Raw genomic sequence first — 18,535 nt, forward strand, 5'->3', positions numbered from 1 at the left:
CAACATTAATCATTCAACAATATTATCATGAAAGTATTAGTATTAAACTGCGGAAGCAGTTCCATTAAGTATAAACTCTACAATATGGACGATGAGTCTGTATTGGCACAAGGCGGTGTTGAGCGCATAGGAATAGACAATGCGTTCATCAAAGTGAAGTTACCAAACGGTGAGAAGAAACAGATCATGGCCGACCTCCCCACGCATAAGGAGGGCGTTGCTTTGGTATTCCAGTGCCTGCTCGACCCCGAATTCGGTGCTATCAAGAGCCTTGACGAGATTGATGCCGTAGGACATCGCATCGTGCAGGGCGGTGACAAGTTTAACAAAAGCGTTATCCTTACAAAGCAAGTAGAGGAAGGTATCGAAGAACTTTGCGACCTTGCACCTGTTCATAACGCAGGACATCTGAAGGGCATCCGTGCAGTTGACGCCCTCATGCCTACCACTCCGCAGGTTTGTGTCTTTGACAATGCATTCCACAGCACCATGCCCGACTATGCTTATCTCTATGCCGTTCCCTACGAACTCTATGAGAAATACCACGTGCGTCGCTATGGTTTCCACGGCACAAGTCATCGTTATGTCTCCAAACGCGTGTGTGAAATCCTCGGTCTTGAGGTCAACAACTCGAAGATTATCACCTGTCATATCGGCAATGGTGCCAGTGTTGCAGCCGTATTGAACGGCAAAGTCATCGACACTTCCATGGGACTTACTCCGCTTGCAGGCCTCATGATGGGTACTCGCTGCGGTGATATTGACCCCTCGGCAGTTACTTATCTGATGGAGAAACTCGGCAAGAAGCCACAGGAAATGGCTGACTATCTCAACAAAAAGAGCGGTGTTGTCGGCATCACGGGCATCTCAAGCGATATGCGCGACATTGAGAATGCAGCCTCAGAAGGCAACGAACGCGCACAATTGGCACTGAAAATGTATGACTATCGCATAAAGAAATACATCGGCGCTTATGCTGCTGCACTCGGTGGAGTGGATGCTATTGTCTTCACAGCAGGCGTTGGTGAGAACCAAACCGGCACGAGAGAAAAGGCTTGTGAAGGTCTTGAATTCCTTGGAATCAAGATTGATGTGGCCAAGAATGCCACCATTCGAGGCGAAGAGGCCATTATCTCTACACCCGAAAGTAAGGTGAAAGTCGTTGTCGTTCCTACGGATGAGGAAATCGTGATCGCCCGAGATACGAAAGAACTCGTTGAGAAAGTCAAGTAAACAGAGCCTTTATAACGTAACCATATGCGTAAAGTCCTCTCCTGTTTGAGGAGGGGACCTTTCCTTTCATCCTGCAGAACAGGCCGTCCCCAGACCGTAATGTACATGTAAAATACAGCAATCCAATGAACAAGAAGATAGTAACTTTCGGAGAAATCCTTTTCCGTCTGTCGAAAGAAAACCACTTCCGACTGCCCCAGGGACATGTTTTCAATGGCGATTTCGGCGGTTCAGAGGCGAATGTTGCCGTTTCTTTAGCGGTCATGGGCGACCAAGTGGAGTATGTTACCCGCGTTCCCGACAACGCCATAGGGCATGCTTCGCTGATGCATCTCCGTGAGTTCGGACTTGATGTGAAGCATGTTGTGCTGGGAGGTGACCGACTTGGCAGCTATTTCTTCGAGTCGGCAGCGGCCATGCGCAATTCAATGGTGGTGTATGATCGCGAAAACAGTTCCTTCTATACGCTCAAACACGGCGACATCCAGTGGGAACCTATCTTTCAAGATGCCGTTTTGTTTCATTGTTCGGGCATTACATGTGCGATGAGTCAAGACGCACTCAACACCACTTTCGATGCCTTGGAATTGGCCAAGAGCATGGGAGTTGAAATCACTTGCGACATCAACTACCGCAAGAATCTGTGGCGATATCCCGGGGCAGATGCACCGAAGACGCTGCACAGACTCATGGAATACAGTTCATTTATCTTTGGAGATCAGAACGAATGGGAGGTAGGAAGCGGACTGAAACATATTCCTTTCGAGGCTGAAGATGCCTCTTATCAGATTGATAAGGCAGCTTATCTCGACTATTTTCATCAGTTGCAACGCCAGTTCCCGCATTGCAAACGCATGCTGATAGCCCTCCGCAACCAGATAGCTTCAACGCATCACACCCTTACCGGAGTGCTCTTTGCCGAAGGAAAACTCTATACAACCCGCATCTACGACATCAACCCGGTAGTTGACCCCATGGGATGTGGCGACGCATTCGTGGCCGGTTTCATCCATGCCCGCATGAAATGGCCCGACGACGACCAGCATTGTCTCGACTTTGCCCTGTCAGCTTCGGCCTTGAAAAACACCATTATCGGCGACCAGAACCTTGCAAGTGAGGCTGAAATCATTGCCAACATGAGCGCCCAAGGGGGCAGAATAGATCGCTAAACCGCCAAGAACAGTCTCCTATTCACACATCAAGCCGAAACCATAGGCCTATGAAAAGCCTGCTTCTCTGTAAATAAAAACCATCAGTTTTTAACATTTCAGGAGTCCACCAAATAGAAATGAAAACGCGTTTTCCATACTCATGCAAAGCCATTTTATTGCTTTGACACCCCCGTTTTCACCCTCTTCTCATGCCATTTCAGCCACATTACAGCGCAAACTGCCTTAGTTCACTGCGTAAAGTGAATGGAATTACTACGTCTTTTGACGCAGATGACATTGTAATTTGATGCAAATGACAACATACTTTGACATCAAAAAGCGCATTCATTTCAATCAAGAGAGCTAACATCTTGATATCCAACACCTTGCAAAACACCCTCAAAACTCGCGTATTTTGAACCACAATAAATCTTTTTCTGAATTCGCAAGCTATGGAAAAGCAATTGTAAATATCTTTGAAAAGAATTAACCTATTTTGCGCTTCCCCTGTTCTTACCTTGCAAAAAGAGGGAAGGGAAAACATAAAGAAAAAAGAAAAATCTTGCATATTCACATGAAAAACTCTATATTTGCAGATAAGATGCAGATGAAAAAGCAGCATAAATAAAGATAAAAACCACAAGAATATTAAACAAATTGACATGAATATGCCCACCAACAACTACAATCAGCGCAAATTGAACGCTACAGAAAACAACTTACTCAACGTCAACTTCGGTCAGAAACTGTGGTTCATCGTGGCTGCAGTCATTGCTGTCTGTGCCGCATGCTTAATCTTCTTCAAGTTTGTAAACCCCTCTTATGATGAGGAAGCTGCATTGAAAATGAAGCCCATTTTCTTTGGCAATACGCGTGTGGACGATGAACCTGTGAACTCTATCACGCTGATTGCTCCCACCACTACGGCTGTTTACTTCAATATTCTGCCCCAGAAGAAGCAGTTTCAGTTTGATGATCTGCTCTCAAATGATAACACTCCGCTTGATGTCAACATGTATATGATTATCCAAGTAAGGAAAGGTCAGACGCCTTCTCTGCTGAGAAACTACGGTGAAGAATGGTTCGAGAACTTCATAGAACCTTACTTCCGCAACAAAGTTCGTGAGTATGTGTCGTCCTGTTCGCCTTTCGATCTGATGAGTAATCGCGAGGTTCTGTCTGCTTTCGACAACAAAATCAAGCAGTCTATGCGTCAGTATGTGGCTTCACTTTCGCGAAAAGCCAACTTCCCCATAGACATCCAGCAGGTCATTACCGACCGAGTGATGCCCAATAAAGAGCAGTTAGAGGAGATGAACAAGACCGCTGCAAGCATTCAGGCCAAGCAAACTCAGGAGAAACGGGCCGAGATGGAGCTGGCAAGAGCTAAGGCCGAACGCAACAAAGCCGTTGCCGACAAAGCCTATATGACCGAGCTTAATCTCTCTCCCGCACAGTTCATACAGCTTCGGGCATGGGATGTTATCGAGAAAAAGCATGGTGCAAACATCGATGTTCTTGTCGGTGGAGGAGAAACTCCGGTATGGAATATCCGCAGGAAATAAAGCAAACAAATCGTAACTTCAACAACTTTGTTTACACAACACGTATAGGCTCATGGATTATTACTTAGTGTTTCTTGTGTCAATAGTCATACTTTTATTTGCCTTCATTGTTACTATTCTCGTCTGGAGAATTGTTTATCTGATGAAGACATGGAAAGATGAGTTCCATACTGAGCCTGGATTTCTTTGTCCCCACACATTCTTTGGTCATCCACCCATACCAATTGGCGACATTGTTGAAATCAAGTACACTAGCTCTATACGTTCTTGGAACTCCTATATATTCTTTATCAAGATGGCAAATGGAGGGAAAACAACCTTCACTATCAGTCATAATTTCAGTTCACAACGCGACCGTTTGGAGCGAGAATTAAGAGTACAGGGATATGATGGGCCTATTGAATATATGTAGTAGGCGACAGTTAATTTATATTTGAGACAAAAGAAATGCATCCATACACAATTCTATTCGATTACACCAAAGAGATTTTGGTCTGTAGTATCATTGTGGGCATCAGTTCATTCATCATCTATCGGCGTCTACTGAGCCGTAAATACGGAGAGTTCCACATTACACACGGCTATCTTTGTCCACATTCTATCCTGAAGATTCCACCGATTCTGATTGCCGATATCACTGACATTAAGTTTGAGTTGCTCCCACGTACAGGCGGTTCTTATAGGTTTTTTGTCACGACTTCGAATGGAGGAGTAGTTCATTTTATCTTCCGTTATCACGCATTTTCAGAGCGATTACGACTTCAAAAAGAGCTAAGAGAAATTGGATATGAGGGCCCTTTTGAGTCCATGCAGCGAAACTCTTGAATGTTAGAACTGTAAAAGATAAACAAACATAATATCACTCACCACCTATAAAGATAAAAAATCATGTTTCGCATGCAATCAATTCTTTTTCTATTGGGCATTTTCGTCATCATATACATTATATTTGTATTGTTGTTAAGAACATTTCTCAGGGGCAATTCTTATCCTAAAGAGTTCCATACTGAACCCGGTTATCTATGTCCCCACAGCCACTCCAGTCATAAAGTCATACCCATTGCCGACATCGTTGAAATCAAATATCGGGTGATGTGGCGTTCCTGGGGAGCCTATAGTTTCTTTATAAAACTGGCAAATGGAGGCTCAGCAATCTTTACTATCAAACATAATGCCAGATTAGAACGTGTTCGTCTGGAGCAAGAATTACGGGCAAGAGGCTATCATGGCCCTTTCAAACATATTCCTTTATAGCCTTTAGTTGCTCTCTACTTGAGCTAAAGACATCAACTTTAACCAAGACTTCATGCCCCAATAAACATGAACCACCACTCAACTTTCCTTCCAGACATATACGCCTTTGCCTGTAATCAGCAGCGGAAGTATTGTTGGGAGAGGATATAAGACAACTATGATATTCTGTAAAAAAGAGAAGAAAACAAGCAGAAGTGAATTGTCTGAAAATGAATTCAAACAGAAAATCAGTTCTTGTTTTCCTTTGCAGTTTCGCCCATTTCCACTATCTTTGCAACTATCTATAAAGAAAAAGCTATGCAAACAAAATGTCATCTTTCGGTATTAATTCATAAGCAGGCCGAGAAATATGGCGAGCGTGACGTGCTCACCTTTCGCAAGTTCGGCAGTCTTGAGTGGAAGACGATTTCATGGAATCAGTTTTCCTTGCGTGTAAAGCAGGTCAGCAACGCACTCTTGAACCTTGGTGCCAAACCGCAAGAGAACATAGCTGTCTTCTCACAGAACTGCATTCAATACCTCTATACAGACTTTGGTGCATACGGAGTACGCGTAGTTTCAATTCCTTTCTATGCCACGACGAGTGAACAGCAGATACAATATATGGTCAATGATGCCCAGGTTCGCTTCCTGTTTGTAGGCGAACAAGACCAGTACAACAAGGCTCATCGCATCTTTCCCCTATGTCCTTCGCTCGAACGTATCATCATTTTCGACCCCAGTGTGCGCATAAGTTCACACGATCCCAATGCACTTTACTTCGAAGATTTCATTGCTTTGGGAGAGAAACTACCGCGACAGAGCGAGGTTGAAAAGCTATGGGAACAGGCCAACGATAACGATATCTGCAACATTCTCTATACCAGTGGAACGACTGGTGACAGTAAAGGCGTCATCCTTACCTACGGCCAATACCGTTCAGCCATGGATGCCAATGACAGATGTGTGCCTCTTGGCGAGAAAGACCGCATCATAAACTTCCTTCCTTTCACGCATGTTTTCGAGCGGGGATGGGCATATTTAGCCCTGACTGAAGGCGCACAGATGATTATCAACACCTATCCGAAGGAGATTCAACAAAGCATGCGCGAGACACATCCAACGAGTATGAGTGCTGTTCCGCGCTTCTGGGAGAAGGTTTATATTGCAGTAAAGTCGAAAATGGACGAGGCTAATCCCGTTCAACACAAGCTTTTCAAACACGCATTAGCCGTTGGAAGGAAGCGAAACATCGAATACTTGAGTCGTGGAAAGCGTGTACCGCTGCACGTTGAACTTGAATATAAGCTCATCAACAAAACGGTATTGAGTCTTGTTCGCAAACAGATTGGACTCGAAAATCCACATATCTTCCCGACCGCAGGTGCCTATGTGTCACCCGAAGTGGAAGAATTCGTCCATTCTATTGGCATAAACATGATTGTAGGTTATGGCCTTACAGAGAGCATGGCCACGGTTTCATGCGACCATTTAGGTGAACCCTACACCATAGGTTCTGTGGGAAGACCTATTGAAGGCATTCAGATAAAGATTGGAGAAAACGATGAAGTATTGCTCAAAGGCCCAACGATTACGCCGGGATATTACCATCGTGACCAGGCGAATGCAGAGGCTTTTGATGCTGACGGCTTCTTCCACACAGGTGATGCAGGCTATCTTAAGGACGGCGAACTATTCTTAAAAGAGCGTATCAAAGACCTATTTAAGACGTCAAATGGTAAGTATGTGGCCCCGCAGATGGTGGAATCTCTGCTCTTAGTGGATAAATTCATCGATCAAGTTGCAGTTATTGCCGATCAGAGAAAATACGTTTCAGCACTCATTGTGCCTGAATTCCGACTGCTTGAAGACTGGGCACGCAAGCATGATGTGCCGTTCTCAAGTCGTGAAGACCTATGCAACAGCAAGGAAATCTATGCTATGATGAAAGAGCGTATCGAGACTTTGCAACAGCAACTTGCAGTCTATGAGCAGATAAAATGCTTCACACTGCTGCCTCATCACTTCTCAATGGAGAGCGGAGAACTAACAAATACGCTGAAAATGAAACGTCCTGTAATCTATAAAAACTACCGTGAATATATCGATAAAATGTACGAAGAATAATATGATTACAGCAGACCAGTTGAAAGATATCACGGAGCGTACCGACGCATTGCATAGATATCTCGGCATCGACCAGAAGAAAATAGAATTTGAAGAAGAGCAGTTGCGCACACAGGCACCCGACTTTTGGGATGACCCCAAACGTGCCGAAGCGCAGATGAGAAAGGTGAAAGGCATTGAGAAATGGCTCAAGGGCTATGATGCCTGCCGTCAGTTGACCGATGAACTGCAGTTAGCTTTCGATTTCTATAAAGACGAAATGGTCTCTGAAGAGGAAGTAGATGCCGACTATGCAAAGGCTATCAAAGCCGTTGAAGACTTGGAATTGAAAAACATGTTGCGCCAGGAAGAGGACTCCATGGATGCAGTTTTAAAGATCAATTCAGGCGCGGGAGGTACTGAAAGCCAAGACTGGGCACAGATGTTGATGCGTATGTATCAGCGTTGGAGCGAGTCTCACGGCTATACAGTGAAAGTAACTGACATTCAAGATGGCGATGAAGCCGGCATCAAAAGCGTCACGATGACGATTGAAGGAGGCGATTATGCCTACGGATATCTAAAGAGTGAGAATGGAGTTCATCGTCTTGTAAGGGTCTCACCCTACAATGCTCAAGGCAAGCGAATGACCAGTTTTGCAAGCGTATTCGTTACGCCTTTGGTTGACGATACTATTGAAGTGTATGTTGATCCGGCCAAAGTGAGCTGGGATACATTCCGTTCAAGCGGTGCAGGAGGACAGAATGTGAACAAGGTGGAATCGGGAGTTCGCCTGCGTTATCAATACGAAGACCCCGATACCGGAGAGCATGAAGAGATCCTTATTGAGAATACTGAGACACGCGATCAACCCAAGAACCGCGCTAAGGCGATGCTTCTTTTGAAGTCACAACTCTATGATCGTGCATTAAAGAAGAGGCAGGCAGAGCAAGCAAAGATAGAAGCGGGGAAGAAAAAGATTGAATGGGGCAGCCAAATTCGAAGCTATGTATTCGATGACCGCCGTGTAAAAGACCATCGAACAGGCTTCCAAACTTCCGATGTTGATGCTGTCATGGACGGTAAACTCGATGGTTTCATCAAGGCTTACCTCATGGAATTCGCCGCTACTGATGCTGAAAAGGAACATCAAGCATAAGGAAATAAACATCATAAATAATCTAAAAGATCAACACTATGAGCAGTAACAAAGCATTGAGAAAGGCAAAGCATGAAGCCTACCAAAAGAAACAGGAAGCCGAAGGCAAGAGTATTGTCAACTATATCTTTATCGGTTTGATTATCCTTGCTGTCTTATACCTTGTCTTTATGGTAGTCATGCAATGAGCAGCGGATTGGAAATAGAACGCAAGTTCCTTGTGAAAAAGGGCGGTAATTATAGAGATGCCGCCTTTAACTGCACGCATATCAAGCAGGGGTACATTCCCGCTGAAGGGGCAACTGTGCGTATTCGGCTTCGCGATGACCGTGCTTTTCTTACTATCAAGGGGCGTTCTACGAACCATGGACTGTCACGTTATGAGTTCGAAAAGGAGATAACGCCCGATGAAGCAGAGCATCTTATGGCGCTTTGCAAGGGTGGTGTCATCGACAAACACCGCTATTTGGTGAAGAGTGGCTGTCATACTTTCGAAGTAGATGAGTTCCATGGCGACAACGATGGACTCGTTATGGCCGAAGTGGAGCTGCAAAATGAGGCTGAACCTTACGAAAAACCCGATTTCATCGGTATGGAAGTAACAGGCGACAAGCGTTTCTACAACTCTCATATGCTGCAGTTTCCCTTCAAATTATGGCGTAACACGCTGCCCGAAGAATACCGATAAGCCTATGAACATCGAAGAAATACGCACATTCGCACTGTCACTTCACCCCGAAGTTACCGAGGATTTGTTTACCGAAACCGTGCTTTCCATCCGCATACATGACAAATGGTTCGTGCTCATCCGGCTCGAAACAGACGAGCCGAACATTGCCGTTAACATGCAACCCGATGTGGCTCGTGAACTGAGAGAACGCTATGATGCCATCCGTCCGGCTTATCATATGAATAAAGAACATTGGAGCGACCTCTTCGTCGAACGGCTTGACGACGGCTTGATCAAGCAACTCATCACCCAATCTTATGAAAACATCATTGCAAAACTGCCAAAAAAGTATCGCGCTTCACTTGCTCTGACCCGATAATCTGATTTGCTTCATCAAGTATTAATAGGTGAGAAAATCATCCCGTTAAAATCAATAAATAACAAGAAAAACAGCAAGTTTTCTTTCTGTTTGATACGAATATTGAAATGTTTTATATAATTTTGTCGCCGATTTCAAACTAAACAGTGATACAATGTCAGAGGAAAGAGTTAACTTCGGAAGTAAGATTGGCGTCATTTTAGCCACAGCCGGTTCTGCCGTTGGCCTTGGAAACATCTGGCGTTTCCCCTATATGGCAGGTGAAAATGGTGGAGCTGCTTTCATATTCATCTATATATTATGCGTCATAGTGTTGGGAATTCCCTGCATGATCAGCGAGTTTATCATCGGTCGCCACGGTGCTTCCAACACGGCAAGAGCCTATACCCGCCTTGCAAAAGGAAGCACATGGAAGTGGGTGGGCTATTTAGAAGTGCTCACAGGTTTCTTGATTACAGGCTATTACGCAGTCGTTTCAGGGTGGTGTCTCAACTATATTTACGCCTCCATTATGGGCGAATTGAAAGGTGACCCTGCTTTCATTACCGATTATTTCACAGCATTTTCCAATGATCCTATACGTCCGGTCTTCTGGACAATCGCTATCTTTGCAGCCACACATTTCATCATTGTGCATGGTGTCCGCAATGGTATTGAGAAGGCATCCAAGCTGATGATGCCCACACTCTTCATCCTCTTACTTGTCATTGTGGTAGCCGCCTGCCTGCTTCCCGGTGCATCCAAGGGCATAGACTTCCTTTTGAAGCCCGACTTCTCAAAGGTAACGGGCGACGTTTTCCTTGGAGCTTTGGGCCAATGTTTCTATTCTATGAGCATCGGTATGGGCTGTTTGTGTACCTACGCCAGCTATTTCAGCCGACATACCAATATCAAAACTTCTGCCATTCAAATCGGATTGATAGATCTTTTAGTAGCAATCTTGGCGGGATTGATGATATTTCCTGCTGCATTCTCTGTCGGAATAAGTCCTGACAGCGGCCCTTCGCTCATCTTTATCACGCTTCCCAACGTCTTCAATCAAGCCTTTTCAAGTGTTCCTCTCATTGGTTGGATAGTCTCTTTGATGTTCTATGCACTGCTTTCCTTAGCTGCATTGACCTCTTTAATATCCCTCCACGAGGTCAACACAGCTTTCTTCTACGAGGAAATGCACATCTCTCGCAAGGCAGGAGCATGGATTGTGACCCTTTCCTGCGGTCTTATTGGTGCCGTTTGTTCGGTATCTATCGGGCAGAAAGCCCACATGTCAATCTTTGGAATGGACCTTTTCGACCTCTTTGACTTTGTTACCGGCCAACTGATGCTGCCGTTATGCGGCATGCTGATGTGTCTTTTCGTGGGCTGGTTCGTACCGAAACAGATTGTGAAAGACGAACTTTCAAACTGGGGAACGCTGCGTTATAGTTTCTATACGCTGTTCATCTTCGCCATGCGCTTCGTCTGTCCACTGTGCATTCTCGCCATAGTGCTGCATCAATTCCATGTGATTTAATCGCCTGTGGAACAACAGAGGAGAGTTCCTCTAACAGCTAAAAATCATCTCACACCCATGAAATTCCATGATTTCTTCTATTACAACAAATCCGACCGCAACGTCATCCTTGTCCTGTTGGTGATAGCTGTTGCCTCTCTCACCGCCTTGTTTTTCCTCGGCAATGATGAGATTTCAGTGGGCGAAGGCTACCAAGAAACAGCCCAATCTACAAGTAACAAGGCTGCAGGGAACAAGCCCTCCCCTTATTATAAAACAGAAGAAAGAGTGGCTGAACTGTTTCCTTTCGACCCCAACACGGCCGACAGCACCACTTTTCTGCGTCTCGGACTGCAGCCATGGCAGGTGAGAAACATCTACAAATACCGCGCAAAAGGTGGCATCTATCGTCATCCTGCCGACTTTGCACGCCTATATGGACTCACCCAACAGCGTTACTTGCAACTCAAACCCTATATCCGCATCGGCCAAGCTTACCTCCCTGCAGCCCTATTACCCGAAGCTCAAGAGCGCAAAGTCCGTCATGACAGTATCGTAGCACACTATACTCCCAAGATGAAAGAAGGCGAAACACTCGACCTCAACACTGCCGACACCACGCAATTGCAGCATGTTCCCGGCATAGGGCCTTACTATGCACGGCAGATTTTGAATTATAACAAGCGACTCGGAGGCTTTGCCGACACCCGACAACTCATGGAAATAGATGGCTTCCCGACTGCAGCACTAAAGTATTTCACCGTTAATCGCGCCCATATTACAAAGCTGAATGTAAACCGACTGACGCTTGCCCAGTTGCGACATCACCCTTATATCGGCTTCTATCAGGCGCGTGACATCGTGGATTACCGTCGTTTAAGAGGCCCATTGAAAAGCCTTGACGACCTCAGATTACTGAAAAGTTTCACGCCAGAGACCATAGAACGTCTGCGCCCTTATGTTGAATTCTAAAGCTTTTCGCCGTATTGGGAAAAGTCAATGGGCTTGATTTACGAAACCTGTTCTATGAATTCGTCATACATGATGCTTCGTGCATCATCATGAGGAGCCTATCATCTGAGGAGAACATGACAAGTTGGAGGGCACAAGTCACAATAGATGTATCCCTCTTTTTGTAAAGAAAACCACCCTGTTTTTAACACTTCAAGACTCCACCTTTTAGAAAAAAAGAAACGAGAAAACAGAGAATATTTCTTGATTTCGCAGCCCTCATGATGAATTCTGATGCAGATAAGCATGTAACTTGACGCAGATTGCGCAGCCATTTGCATCAGAATGCGCGATGAAATGGGGCATAATGCACGATGATTTGATGCAAGTTACAAGGTTTTTCAGCGTGATTTTAAGTCGTTATTTGCCTCTGAATTCACAATCTGTTGATTATTAAAGAGTTGCAAAGTGCTTGAAAACGGCGCGTATTTGGAGCGAGAGTGTGTTTCGTTTTGAATACGCGAAGCATTTGAGAGCAATTGTAAAAGGAATTGACAAGAAGCCTCCCCCGACTCCTCCAAGGAGGGGAGGCATTACAAGTACGATTTATAAGTATTTTATCTTATGCCGACAATCTCTAAGCTTTCATGCTTCATCCCACATTCCAAACTACACATTCCATACTTTCCACATTCAACTTTTCTCATAATATATCATAAAATACCTACGCTTCGGTATTGTAACGTTAACAATATTTTAATAACTTTGCACGCAGAGAACAGGTATTTAACAAAGCTTTTGAAATTAAATAAAATCAGGAAACATGAAGAAAGGCATTGCATTCGCCATGCTGTTGTTCGGCCTTCTGCTTGCAACAACGGCATCTGCACAATCCAAAACCGATGCGAAAGGATATACGATAAACTTCACCGTGACCGAGAAAGGGACGGCAGAAAGCATCATGATGGCCAGCTGTAACCTCAATCCGTTAGGCGCTTTCACCGTGACAAACATCGATGGAAAAGCTTCTTTCACAAACATTCCACAAGGAAAATACACGTTGGAAATAAGCTATGTGGGATTTGAGAAATATCAAACCATGCTTGATGTCAATGGTAATCAGAACCTCAAAATCGTCATGACACCTACCTCTTTGGCTTTGAAAGAGGTGATAGTAACAGCACAACGCAAGTCATCGGGAGCCTCGACGACAAGCGTTATCAATCGACAAGCCATCGATCACCTACAGGCTTCATCGCTCGCCGACGTCATGCAACTCATTCCCGGAATGAAAATGGGCAACACAGATTTGACCCAACAGAGCAATCTTCAATTGAGAACATTGGTCAACAACAATACAAGTGCCTTCGGTTCGAGCATCGTTGTTGACGGAATGCCCATGTCGAACAATGCCACACTGACGCAAGGTGGCTTCTCAAGTACGGCATTCACAGGCACCGACCTGCGCCAAATCAGTGCTGACAACATTGATAATGTCGAGGTTGTACGCGGCATTCCATCGGCTGAATACGGAGACCTCACGAGCGGACTTGTCATTGTTCATTCCAAAGTGGGCGTCACACCATGGCAGCTCAAGGGCAAGATTAACCCCGAACTGCAGAACTATTCGCTTGGCAAAGGCTTCAATTTGCAACATGCAGGCATATTCAATTTCAACTTCGATTATGCCAAAGCATGGGGCGACCCACGCCAGAAGACACGCTCATATGGCCGCTATACGCTGAACATGGGCTATGGATTGGACATCAACAAGAAGTGGCATACGGATACGAAACTACGCTTGTTCTACGCTAACGACTGGAATGGTAAAGACCCAGATGCCGTTAATGACGGCACAGAAAACAGCAGTAAGAACTATACTTTCAATCTGACACACAACGGACGCATCAGTTTTAACATGCCATTGATGCGCACATTGGCATATACTTTCGGTGTAACGGCATCGAAACTCGACACACGAAACAGTAAAATCGTACCTGTAAGTTCGGGACTTCTGCCGATTATCACTGCGCGGAAGACAGGCTATCACAATGTTCCTTGGGCCACATCAAGCTATTTGGCAACGGGTATCACGGAGAGCCGACCTGCAAATCTCTTTGCAAAAATCAACGACAGCTTCTACTTCAAGACAGGGAAAACACGTCAAAGTTTCAAGATTGGCGCTGAATACAGACTGAGTTGGAACAGTGGTCGCGGTTATTACAACGCCGATGAAACACGTCCTTACAGTCCGAACAGCAACGGGCGACCCCGTGCGTTCTCAGACATTCCCGCGCTTCATCAGCTATCTGCCTATGCCGAAGACAACTTTTCATGGCAGTTCAACAAGGTAAATCAATTCCGTGCCAACTTCGGTCTGCGCTTTACAAGCCAGCAACCGTTCTCCAATGTAGCGACAACGGCACTGTCACCACGCCTCAACTTGATGTTCACTGCCACGAAATGGCTCGACATCCGCGGTGGTATCGGCATGAACAGTAAGACTCCAGGCCTTGATTATATCTATCCCGACCGCAAGTATGACGACCGAGTTGCAGCGAATTATATGCCACAGAACAACCCTGCCGGGCAGCTGTTGATGTATCATACACAGGTAGTAGAGGTGGCTTACAGCAAGGGATTGAAGAATGCTACGACCACAAAGATTGAGTTTGGCCTTGACTTTAAGCTGCCCGGGAACCGCAAACTAAGTCTGCTGGCCTATCGTGACAAGACACCAAATGGCTTCAGTGCACTCACAGACTATGTCATCTATAAGAGTAATTTCTATGACCTCACACACGGATTGACAGCAAACATGGGTAAACCGACTGTTGTTAATCCCAATGATCCGGCCCGTACGGATGTGGTTTTCATGACAACAGGTACAGTAGGAAATACCAATGTGACTGTGAACAAGGGCTTGGAATTCGACTTTGACTTAGGAGAAATCAAGCCTGTCAACACCTCAATATTCTTCAGCGGAGCTTATTCTGAGACACAAACATGGAGCAGTAACCTTTACACCCGAAGTGTTCCGCCGTCTTATCTGCCCACAGATTACTCATCATATGGGCTGACCCCTTATAAACTTGTCTATCCATCAGGACTCGATAAGAACACTTACCGACGCTTTATCAACACACTCCGCCTCGTGACAAACATCCCGAAACTGCGCATGGTGGCTTCGTTCACGGCACAGGCGATATGGTATGACTACAGCTTTGACTACACGGCAACGAAAGATCCGATTGGTTTTATCACCAAAGATCTTGCTTATCACGAAATCACTAACGACATGATGAGCGGTTATCTCGACATGCAAGGAAACTATTATGCCACGGCACCCGCTGTTAGCCACATCAAACTATCGGATATGACGATAAAGGCAAGTGATGCTGTGCCTGTAAAAAACCCGATAACATGGAACCTTTCGGGACGCCTCACCAAGGAATTGGGCAAGGTCGGGGGCTTGAGTCTCTATGTGAACAACATGATGTACTATGAGCCTTACTTAAAGAGTAGTACCTCATCAACGCTTGTTCAGCGCAACACAAGCAGCTTCAGCTATGGCGTGGAGTTGTATTTTAATTTGTAAGAGCCTCTCCCCCAACCCCTCCCCGAAAAGGGAGGGGAGTAGCAAGTCAAGGCTATTAAAGCATAAAATAAATGATAAAACCGAATAAAATGGAAAATAGAAATAAGCAAAAAAGAATACCTTTTGAAGGAATAAAAATAGTATTCTACATACTGATACTTTTATTGACATTCGCTTCCTGCGTAGATTACAGCGATGAAGCGACTGCAATATCGGCAAAAGTGCAAGTAACAGCACCAGAAGAGTTTACAAACGGCAGCAGTTTGGAAGGCAAGACCGTGAGTCTTCTCAATGCGGCAGGCAATAAGTTCACGGCAAAAACCGATGCAAACGGCGTGGCATCATTCAGCAATCTCGTGCCCGACGTCTATACACTCTCTACTTCATGGGAACTGACTCCTACCGAGTACGCTGCACTTACAGGCGACAACGTGGTCAACGAGGGTGCTGTTGTGTCGGGAAACATCAACAATCAGCTCATCAAAAGCCAGGAAACCATCACGCTTTCGACTTCGTTGGCTATCAACCGATCGCTTGTTATCAGCAAAGTCTACTATGCAGGCAGCAAAGATAACAAGGGAAAGAACTACTTGGCAGGGCAGTTTATTGAACTCTATAACCAGAGTGACAAGACCATAGACGTGGCGGGGCTCTACATTGGACTGTTGGAAAGCAATGCCACTCCTGCTTATACACTTGACAATCTGAAAGAGAAATTCAACGACAGCATTGTGGTTTGCAAGCAGGTTTATCGCATTCCGACCAACAAACCCCATGAACTGAAACCGGGAGAAAGCCTTGTTATCACCAACAGTGCTATTGACCACACTGTCAATGCACCCTTGGAACGAAATCTGTTGACGGCAGACTACGAAGCAAAAGACGCGCAGGGAAAGACGCAGAACAATCCCGACACACCGGCACTGGAACTTTGTTTCAGTTCGTTTGCAGCCATATCGAAGATGAACCTCTTACAGAGTGGCCCTTGTGGAATAGTGATTTTCCGTACCAATAAAGACGTAAAGAAGTTCAATCAGATTTATTCCTATGGCAAAACCAAAGGCTCTCTCTGGTTAGCTGTGCCCAAACGCTATGTCATTGACGGTGTTGAGATATTGAAATACAACCCAAAAACGGGTGGTGCAGACATTGCAACGAAGCATCTCTACAATGAGCTTGACGGTGGATATACCACGATAGGTGCCGTCAATGGCTATAACGGAGAAGTGGTTTACCGCAAGACTTCCACGCGAAAAGGCAAAGACGGACACCGCATCTTGCAGGACACCAACAATTCCTTGAATGATTTCAAACGCTCAACAACCATTAAAATCCATGAATACGATGAATAAGAACCTATTACTATCACTCATTTTGACAGCCCTTCCGTGTGCCATACAAGCGCAAAACCACTTGATGAACCATGGCATTTATCAGCATCTTGACAACCAATTGCTATGGCATAACACCGAGAATGCTGCAGGATTAGGCATTGACAGCACGCAAAATCGTGGTTTTGCAGGTTTCAGTTATACTTACACTGGTGGGAAGTTTCATCGTATTCAAGAGGGAACATCAACAAATAATCTGCAGTTTAAGACTGAAACCTATCAGAAATTATCAAAGCAATTCTATGGGTATGGCAGTTTTGAATTCAATAACGGCCGCACCAAAGACCGTGCATGGGCCGATGTAATGCGTCCATACAACAGCAATCCTTACTTTGCAGGCTCTGCAATAGCAGGGCACTACGACCATCAGAACATTAATCTTACGGCTGCAATCGGCACAAGTCAGTTGGGAAAATGGAACTTCGGAGCACGCCTTGACTATGCACTTGGCGACTTAAGCAGGCTACGCGACCCTCGTTCAAGGGCACAGATGCTCGATTATCAGCTTACACCTTCAGCCATTTATCACGTTGGGAAGCATGCCATTGGATTGGCAGCTTGGTATCATCGTCGCAAGGAAAAGATTGACGGATTGACTACAGTTCAACAGGATGCAACGCTGAAATACTACCTCATGACAGGCATGGAGAATGCTAACGGAAGTGTAGGCGGCTACAATAATTACCAGCGTGAGTGGGTAAATCATAATTTCGGAGCAGAACTTTCGTGGGGATATACGCAGTCAGAAAAAGGCTCTAAAACGCTGAACAGCATCAGCTTGCAGCGTGGAAGTGAGAGTGTTCTTGGCCAATATAAGTACCGTCCGGGGCATTACTATAATTATATTTACGCTATCAAGAGCCAAACTTTAATTCCAAGTAACAGTGTTACGCACCGCATTGACTTTAAAGCGCAGTATGAAGAGGGCTATGCTGATGAATACCGTCAGCAACTTGTCATCACAAATGACCCTACAACAGGCCTCAACTCCTATAAATATGAGAACCAACTGACTTTCAACAAGCGCTATCAAGTAAAGGTTTTAGACCTTGGCTTGCACTATCGTATAAGTGAAAATACGGTTCCTTTAGATTGGTTCTACATGGGAGCAATGATTGATTACAAGGCGATAAGTAACAAATATCTGCTCTATACCTCGGAACTTCAATATGGGAGACTTAATCCCGCCTTAGAAGTTGGGGGAAAAGTTGGCAGGATAAGCGTAAACATAAATGGTGGTTACAGCTTCTCAACACGTAATAAACTCGCACTGAACAACAGTGAAACCGACTATGCAAAACAGGTGTTACAGCCTGACATGAAGTATTATGAACTCAATTATTTCTTTGGTCATTTCGATATCACTTACGACTTGCCCTTGAAAATCAAGCAAACCAAGACCAATTGCTATGCTAAAGGCTGGTGTGACCTCTTGGAAACAAAGAAGTATCAAGGCGAGAAACTACACAAATATCAAGTGGGAATAAGCATGGGTGTGATGTATTAAGGAAGTTACCTTCTATTTTATACACTCCCGAAATGATAAAAACAAAATCATCATATCGAGAGGGAAACGGGCAAGAAAGCCAAGACTTTCTTGCCCGTTT

Annotated in this window: 16 protein-coding genes; 15 read left to right on the forward strand and 1 reads right to left on the reverse strand. The window is 45.0% G+C overall.

Annotated features, from left to right (window positions below):
* Nucleotides 1–27 precede the first annotated feature (27 nt).
* The 4 genes from EL210_RS12385 to EL210_RS12405 all read left to right on the forward strand — a co-directional run bounded on the left by EL210_RS12385 (nt 28) and on the right by EL210_RS12405 (nt 4,361).
* On the forward strand, nt 28–1,233 hold the full coding sequence (locus EL210_RS12385) for an acetate kinase (RefSeq protein ID WP_004373717.1): 1,206 nt from the start codon (nt 28–30) through the stop codon (nt 1,231–1,233).
* A gap of 125 nt (nt 1,234–1,358) precedes the next feature.
* Nucleotides 1,359–2,402 carry a sugar kinase gene (locus tag EL210_RS12390; RefSeq protein ID WP_018920605.1) on the forward strand — a complete coding sequence of 348 codons (1,044 nt, stop codon included), beginning with the start codon at nt 1,359–1,361 and terminating at the stop codon, nt 2,400–2,402.
* A gap of 644 nt (nt 2,403–3,046) precedes the next feature.
* On the forward strand, nt 3,047–3,949 hold the full coding sequence (locus tag EL210_RS12400; RefSeq protein WP_004373712.1) for an SPFH domain-containing protein: 903 nt from the start codon (nt 3,047–3,049) through the stop codon (nt 3,947–3,949).
* Between the two features lie 142 nt (nt 3,950–4,091).
* Nucleotides 4,092–4,361, forward strand: a complete 270-nt coding sequence (locus tag EL210_RS12405; protein ID WP_232000355.1) for a hypothetical protein — start codon at nt 4,092–4,094, stop codon at nt 4,359–4,361.
* Nucleotides 4,362–4,489: 128 nt separating this feature from the next.
* Here EL210_RS12405 and EL210_RS13435 read toward each other — a convergent pair whose 3' ends face one another.
* Nucleotides 4,490–4,669 carry a hypothetical protein gene (locus EL210_RS13435; RefSeq protein ID WP_145962300.1) on the reverse strand — a complete coding sequence of 60 codons (180 nt, stop codon included), beginning with the start codon at nt 4,667–4,669 and terminating at the stop codon, nt 4,490–4,492.
* A gap of 237 nt (nt 4,670–4,906) precedes the next feature.
* Between EL210_RS13435 and EL210_RS12415 the strand changes: the two genes are divergently transcribed.
* The 11 genes from EL210_RS12415 to EL210_RS12465 all read left to right on the forward strand — a co-directional run bounded on the left by EL210_RS12415 (nt 4,907) and on the right by EL210_RS12465 (nt 18,435).
* Nucleotides 4,907–5,203 carry a hypothetical protein gene (locus EL210_RS12415; protein ID WP_232000357.1) on the forward strand — a complete coding sequence of 99 codons (297 nt, stop codon included), beginning with the start codon at nt 4,907–4,909 and terminating at the stop codon, nt 5,201–5,203.
* Nucleotides 5,204–5,500: 297 nt separating this feature from the next.
* The gene (locus tag EL210_RS12425) at nt 5,501–7,309 is read left to right on the forward strand and encodes an AMP-dependent synthetase/ligase (RefSeq protein WP_018920602.1); all 1,809 of its coding nucleotides are present in this window, start codon (nt 5,501–5,503) and stop codon (nt 7,307–7,309) included.
* A 1-nt stretch (nt 7,310) separates the two neighbouring features.
* Nucleotides 7,311–8,447, forward strand: coding sequence for a peptide chain release factor 2 (prfB, locus tag EL210_RS12430; protein WP_018920601.1), 1,137 nt, complete (start codon nt 7,311–7,313; stop codon nt 8,445–8,447).
* Between the two features lie 38 nt (nt 8,448–8,485).
* Nucleotides 8,486–8,635 (forward strand): hypothetical protein, encoded by a 150-nt coding sequence (locus tag EL210_RS13660; protein ID WP_004373698.1) that lies wholly within the window; start codon nt 8,486–8,488, stop codon nt 8,633–8,635.
* Nucleotides 8,632–9,135 carry a CYTH domain-containing protein gene (locus EL210_RS12435; protein ID WP_018920600.1) on the forward strand — a complete coding sequence of 168 codons (504 nt, stop codon included), beginning with the start codon at nt 8,632–8,634 and terminating at the stop codon, nt 9,133–9,135. Before EL210_RS13660 ends, EL210_RS12435 begins: the two co-directional genes overlap by 4 nt.
* A gap of 4 nt (nt 9,136–9,139) precedes the next feature.
* Entirely contained in the window at nt 9,140–9,496 is a 357-nt protein-coding gene (locus EL210_RS12440; RefSeq protein ID WP_018920599.1) for an MmcQ/YjbR family DNA-binding protein, read from the forward strand.
* A gap of 154 nt (nt 9,497–9,650) precedes the next feature.
* The gene (locus EL210_RS12445) at nt 9,651–11,009 is read left to right on the forward strand and encodes a sodium-dependent transporter (RefSeq protein ID WP_018920598.1); all 1,359 of its coding nucleotides are present in this window, start codon (nt 9,651–9,653) and stop codon (nt 11,007–11,009) included.
* Nucleotides 11,010–11,066: 57 nt separating this feature from the next.
* Entirely contained in the window at nt 11,067–11,960 is an 894-nt protein-coding gene (locus EL210_RS12450) for a ComEA family DNA-binding protein (protein WP_018920597.1), read from the forward strand.
* Nucleotides 11,961–12,762: 802 nt separating this feature from the next.
* Nucleotides 12,763–15,537 carry a TonB-dependent receptor gene (locus EL210_RS12455; protein ID WP_018920596.1) on the forward strand — a complete coding sequence of 925 codons (2,775 nt, stop codon included), beginning with the start codon at nt 12,763–12,765 and terminating at the stop codon, nt 15,535–15,537.
* 89 nt (nt 15,538–15,626) lie between these two features.
* On the forward strand, nt 15,627–16,889 hold the full coding sequence (locus EL210_RS12460; protein ID WP_018920595.1) for a DUF4876 domain-containing protein: 1,263 nt from the start codon (nt 15,627–15,629) through the stop codon (nt 16,887–16,889).
* Nucleotides 16,873–18,435, forward strand: a complete 1,563-nt coding sequence (locus EL210_RS12465) for a DUF6850 family outer membrane beta-barrel protein (protein WP_018920594.1) — start codon at nt 16,873–16,875, stop codon at nt 18,433–18,435. The genes EL210_RS12460 and EL210_RS12465 overlap by 17 nt, the downstream gene beginning before the upstream one ends.
* Nucleotides 18,436–18,535 lie beyond the last annotated feature (100 nt).

This window comes from Segatella oris (genome assembly GCF_900637655.1).
Lineage (GTDB): Bacteria > Bacteroidota > Bacteroidia > Bacteroidales > Bacteroidaceae > Prevotella > Prevotella oris.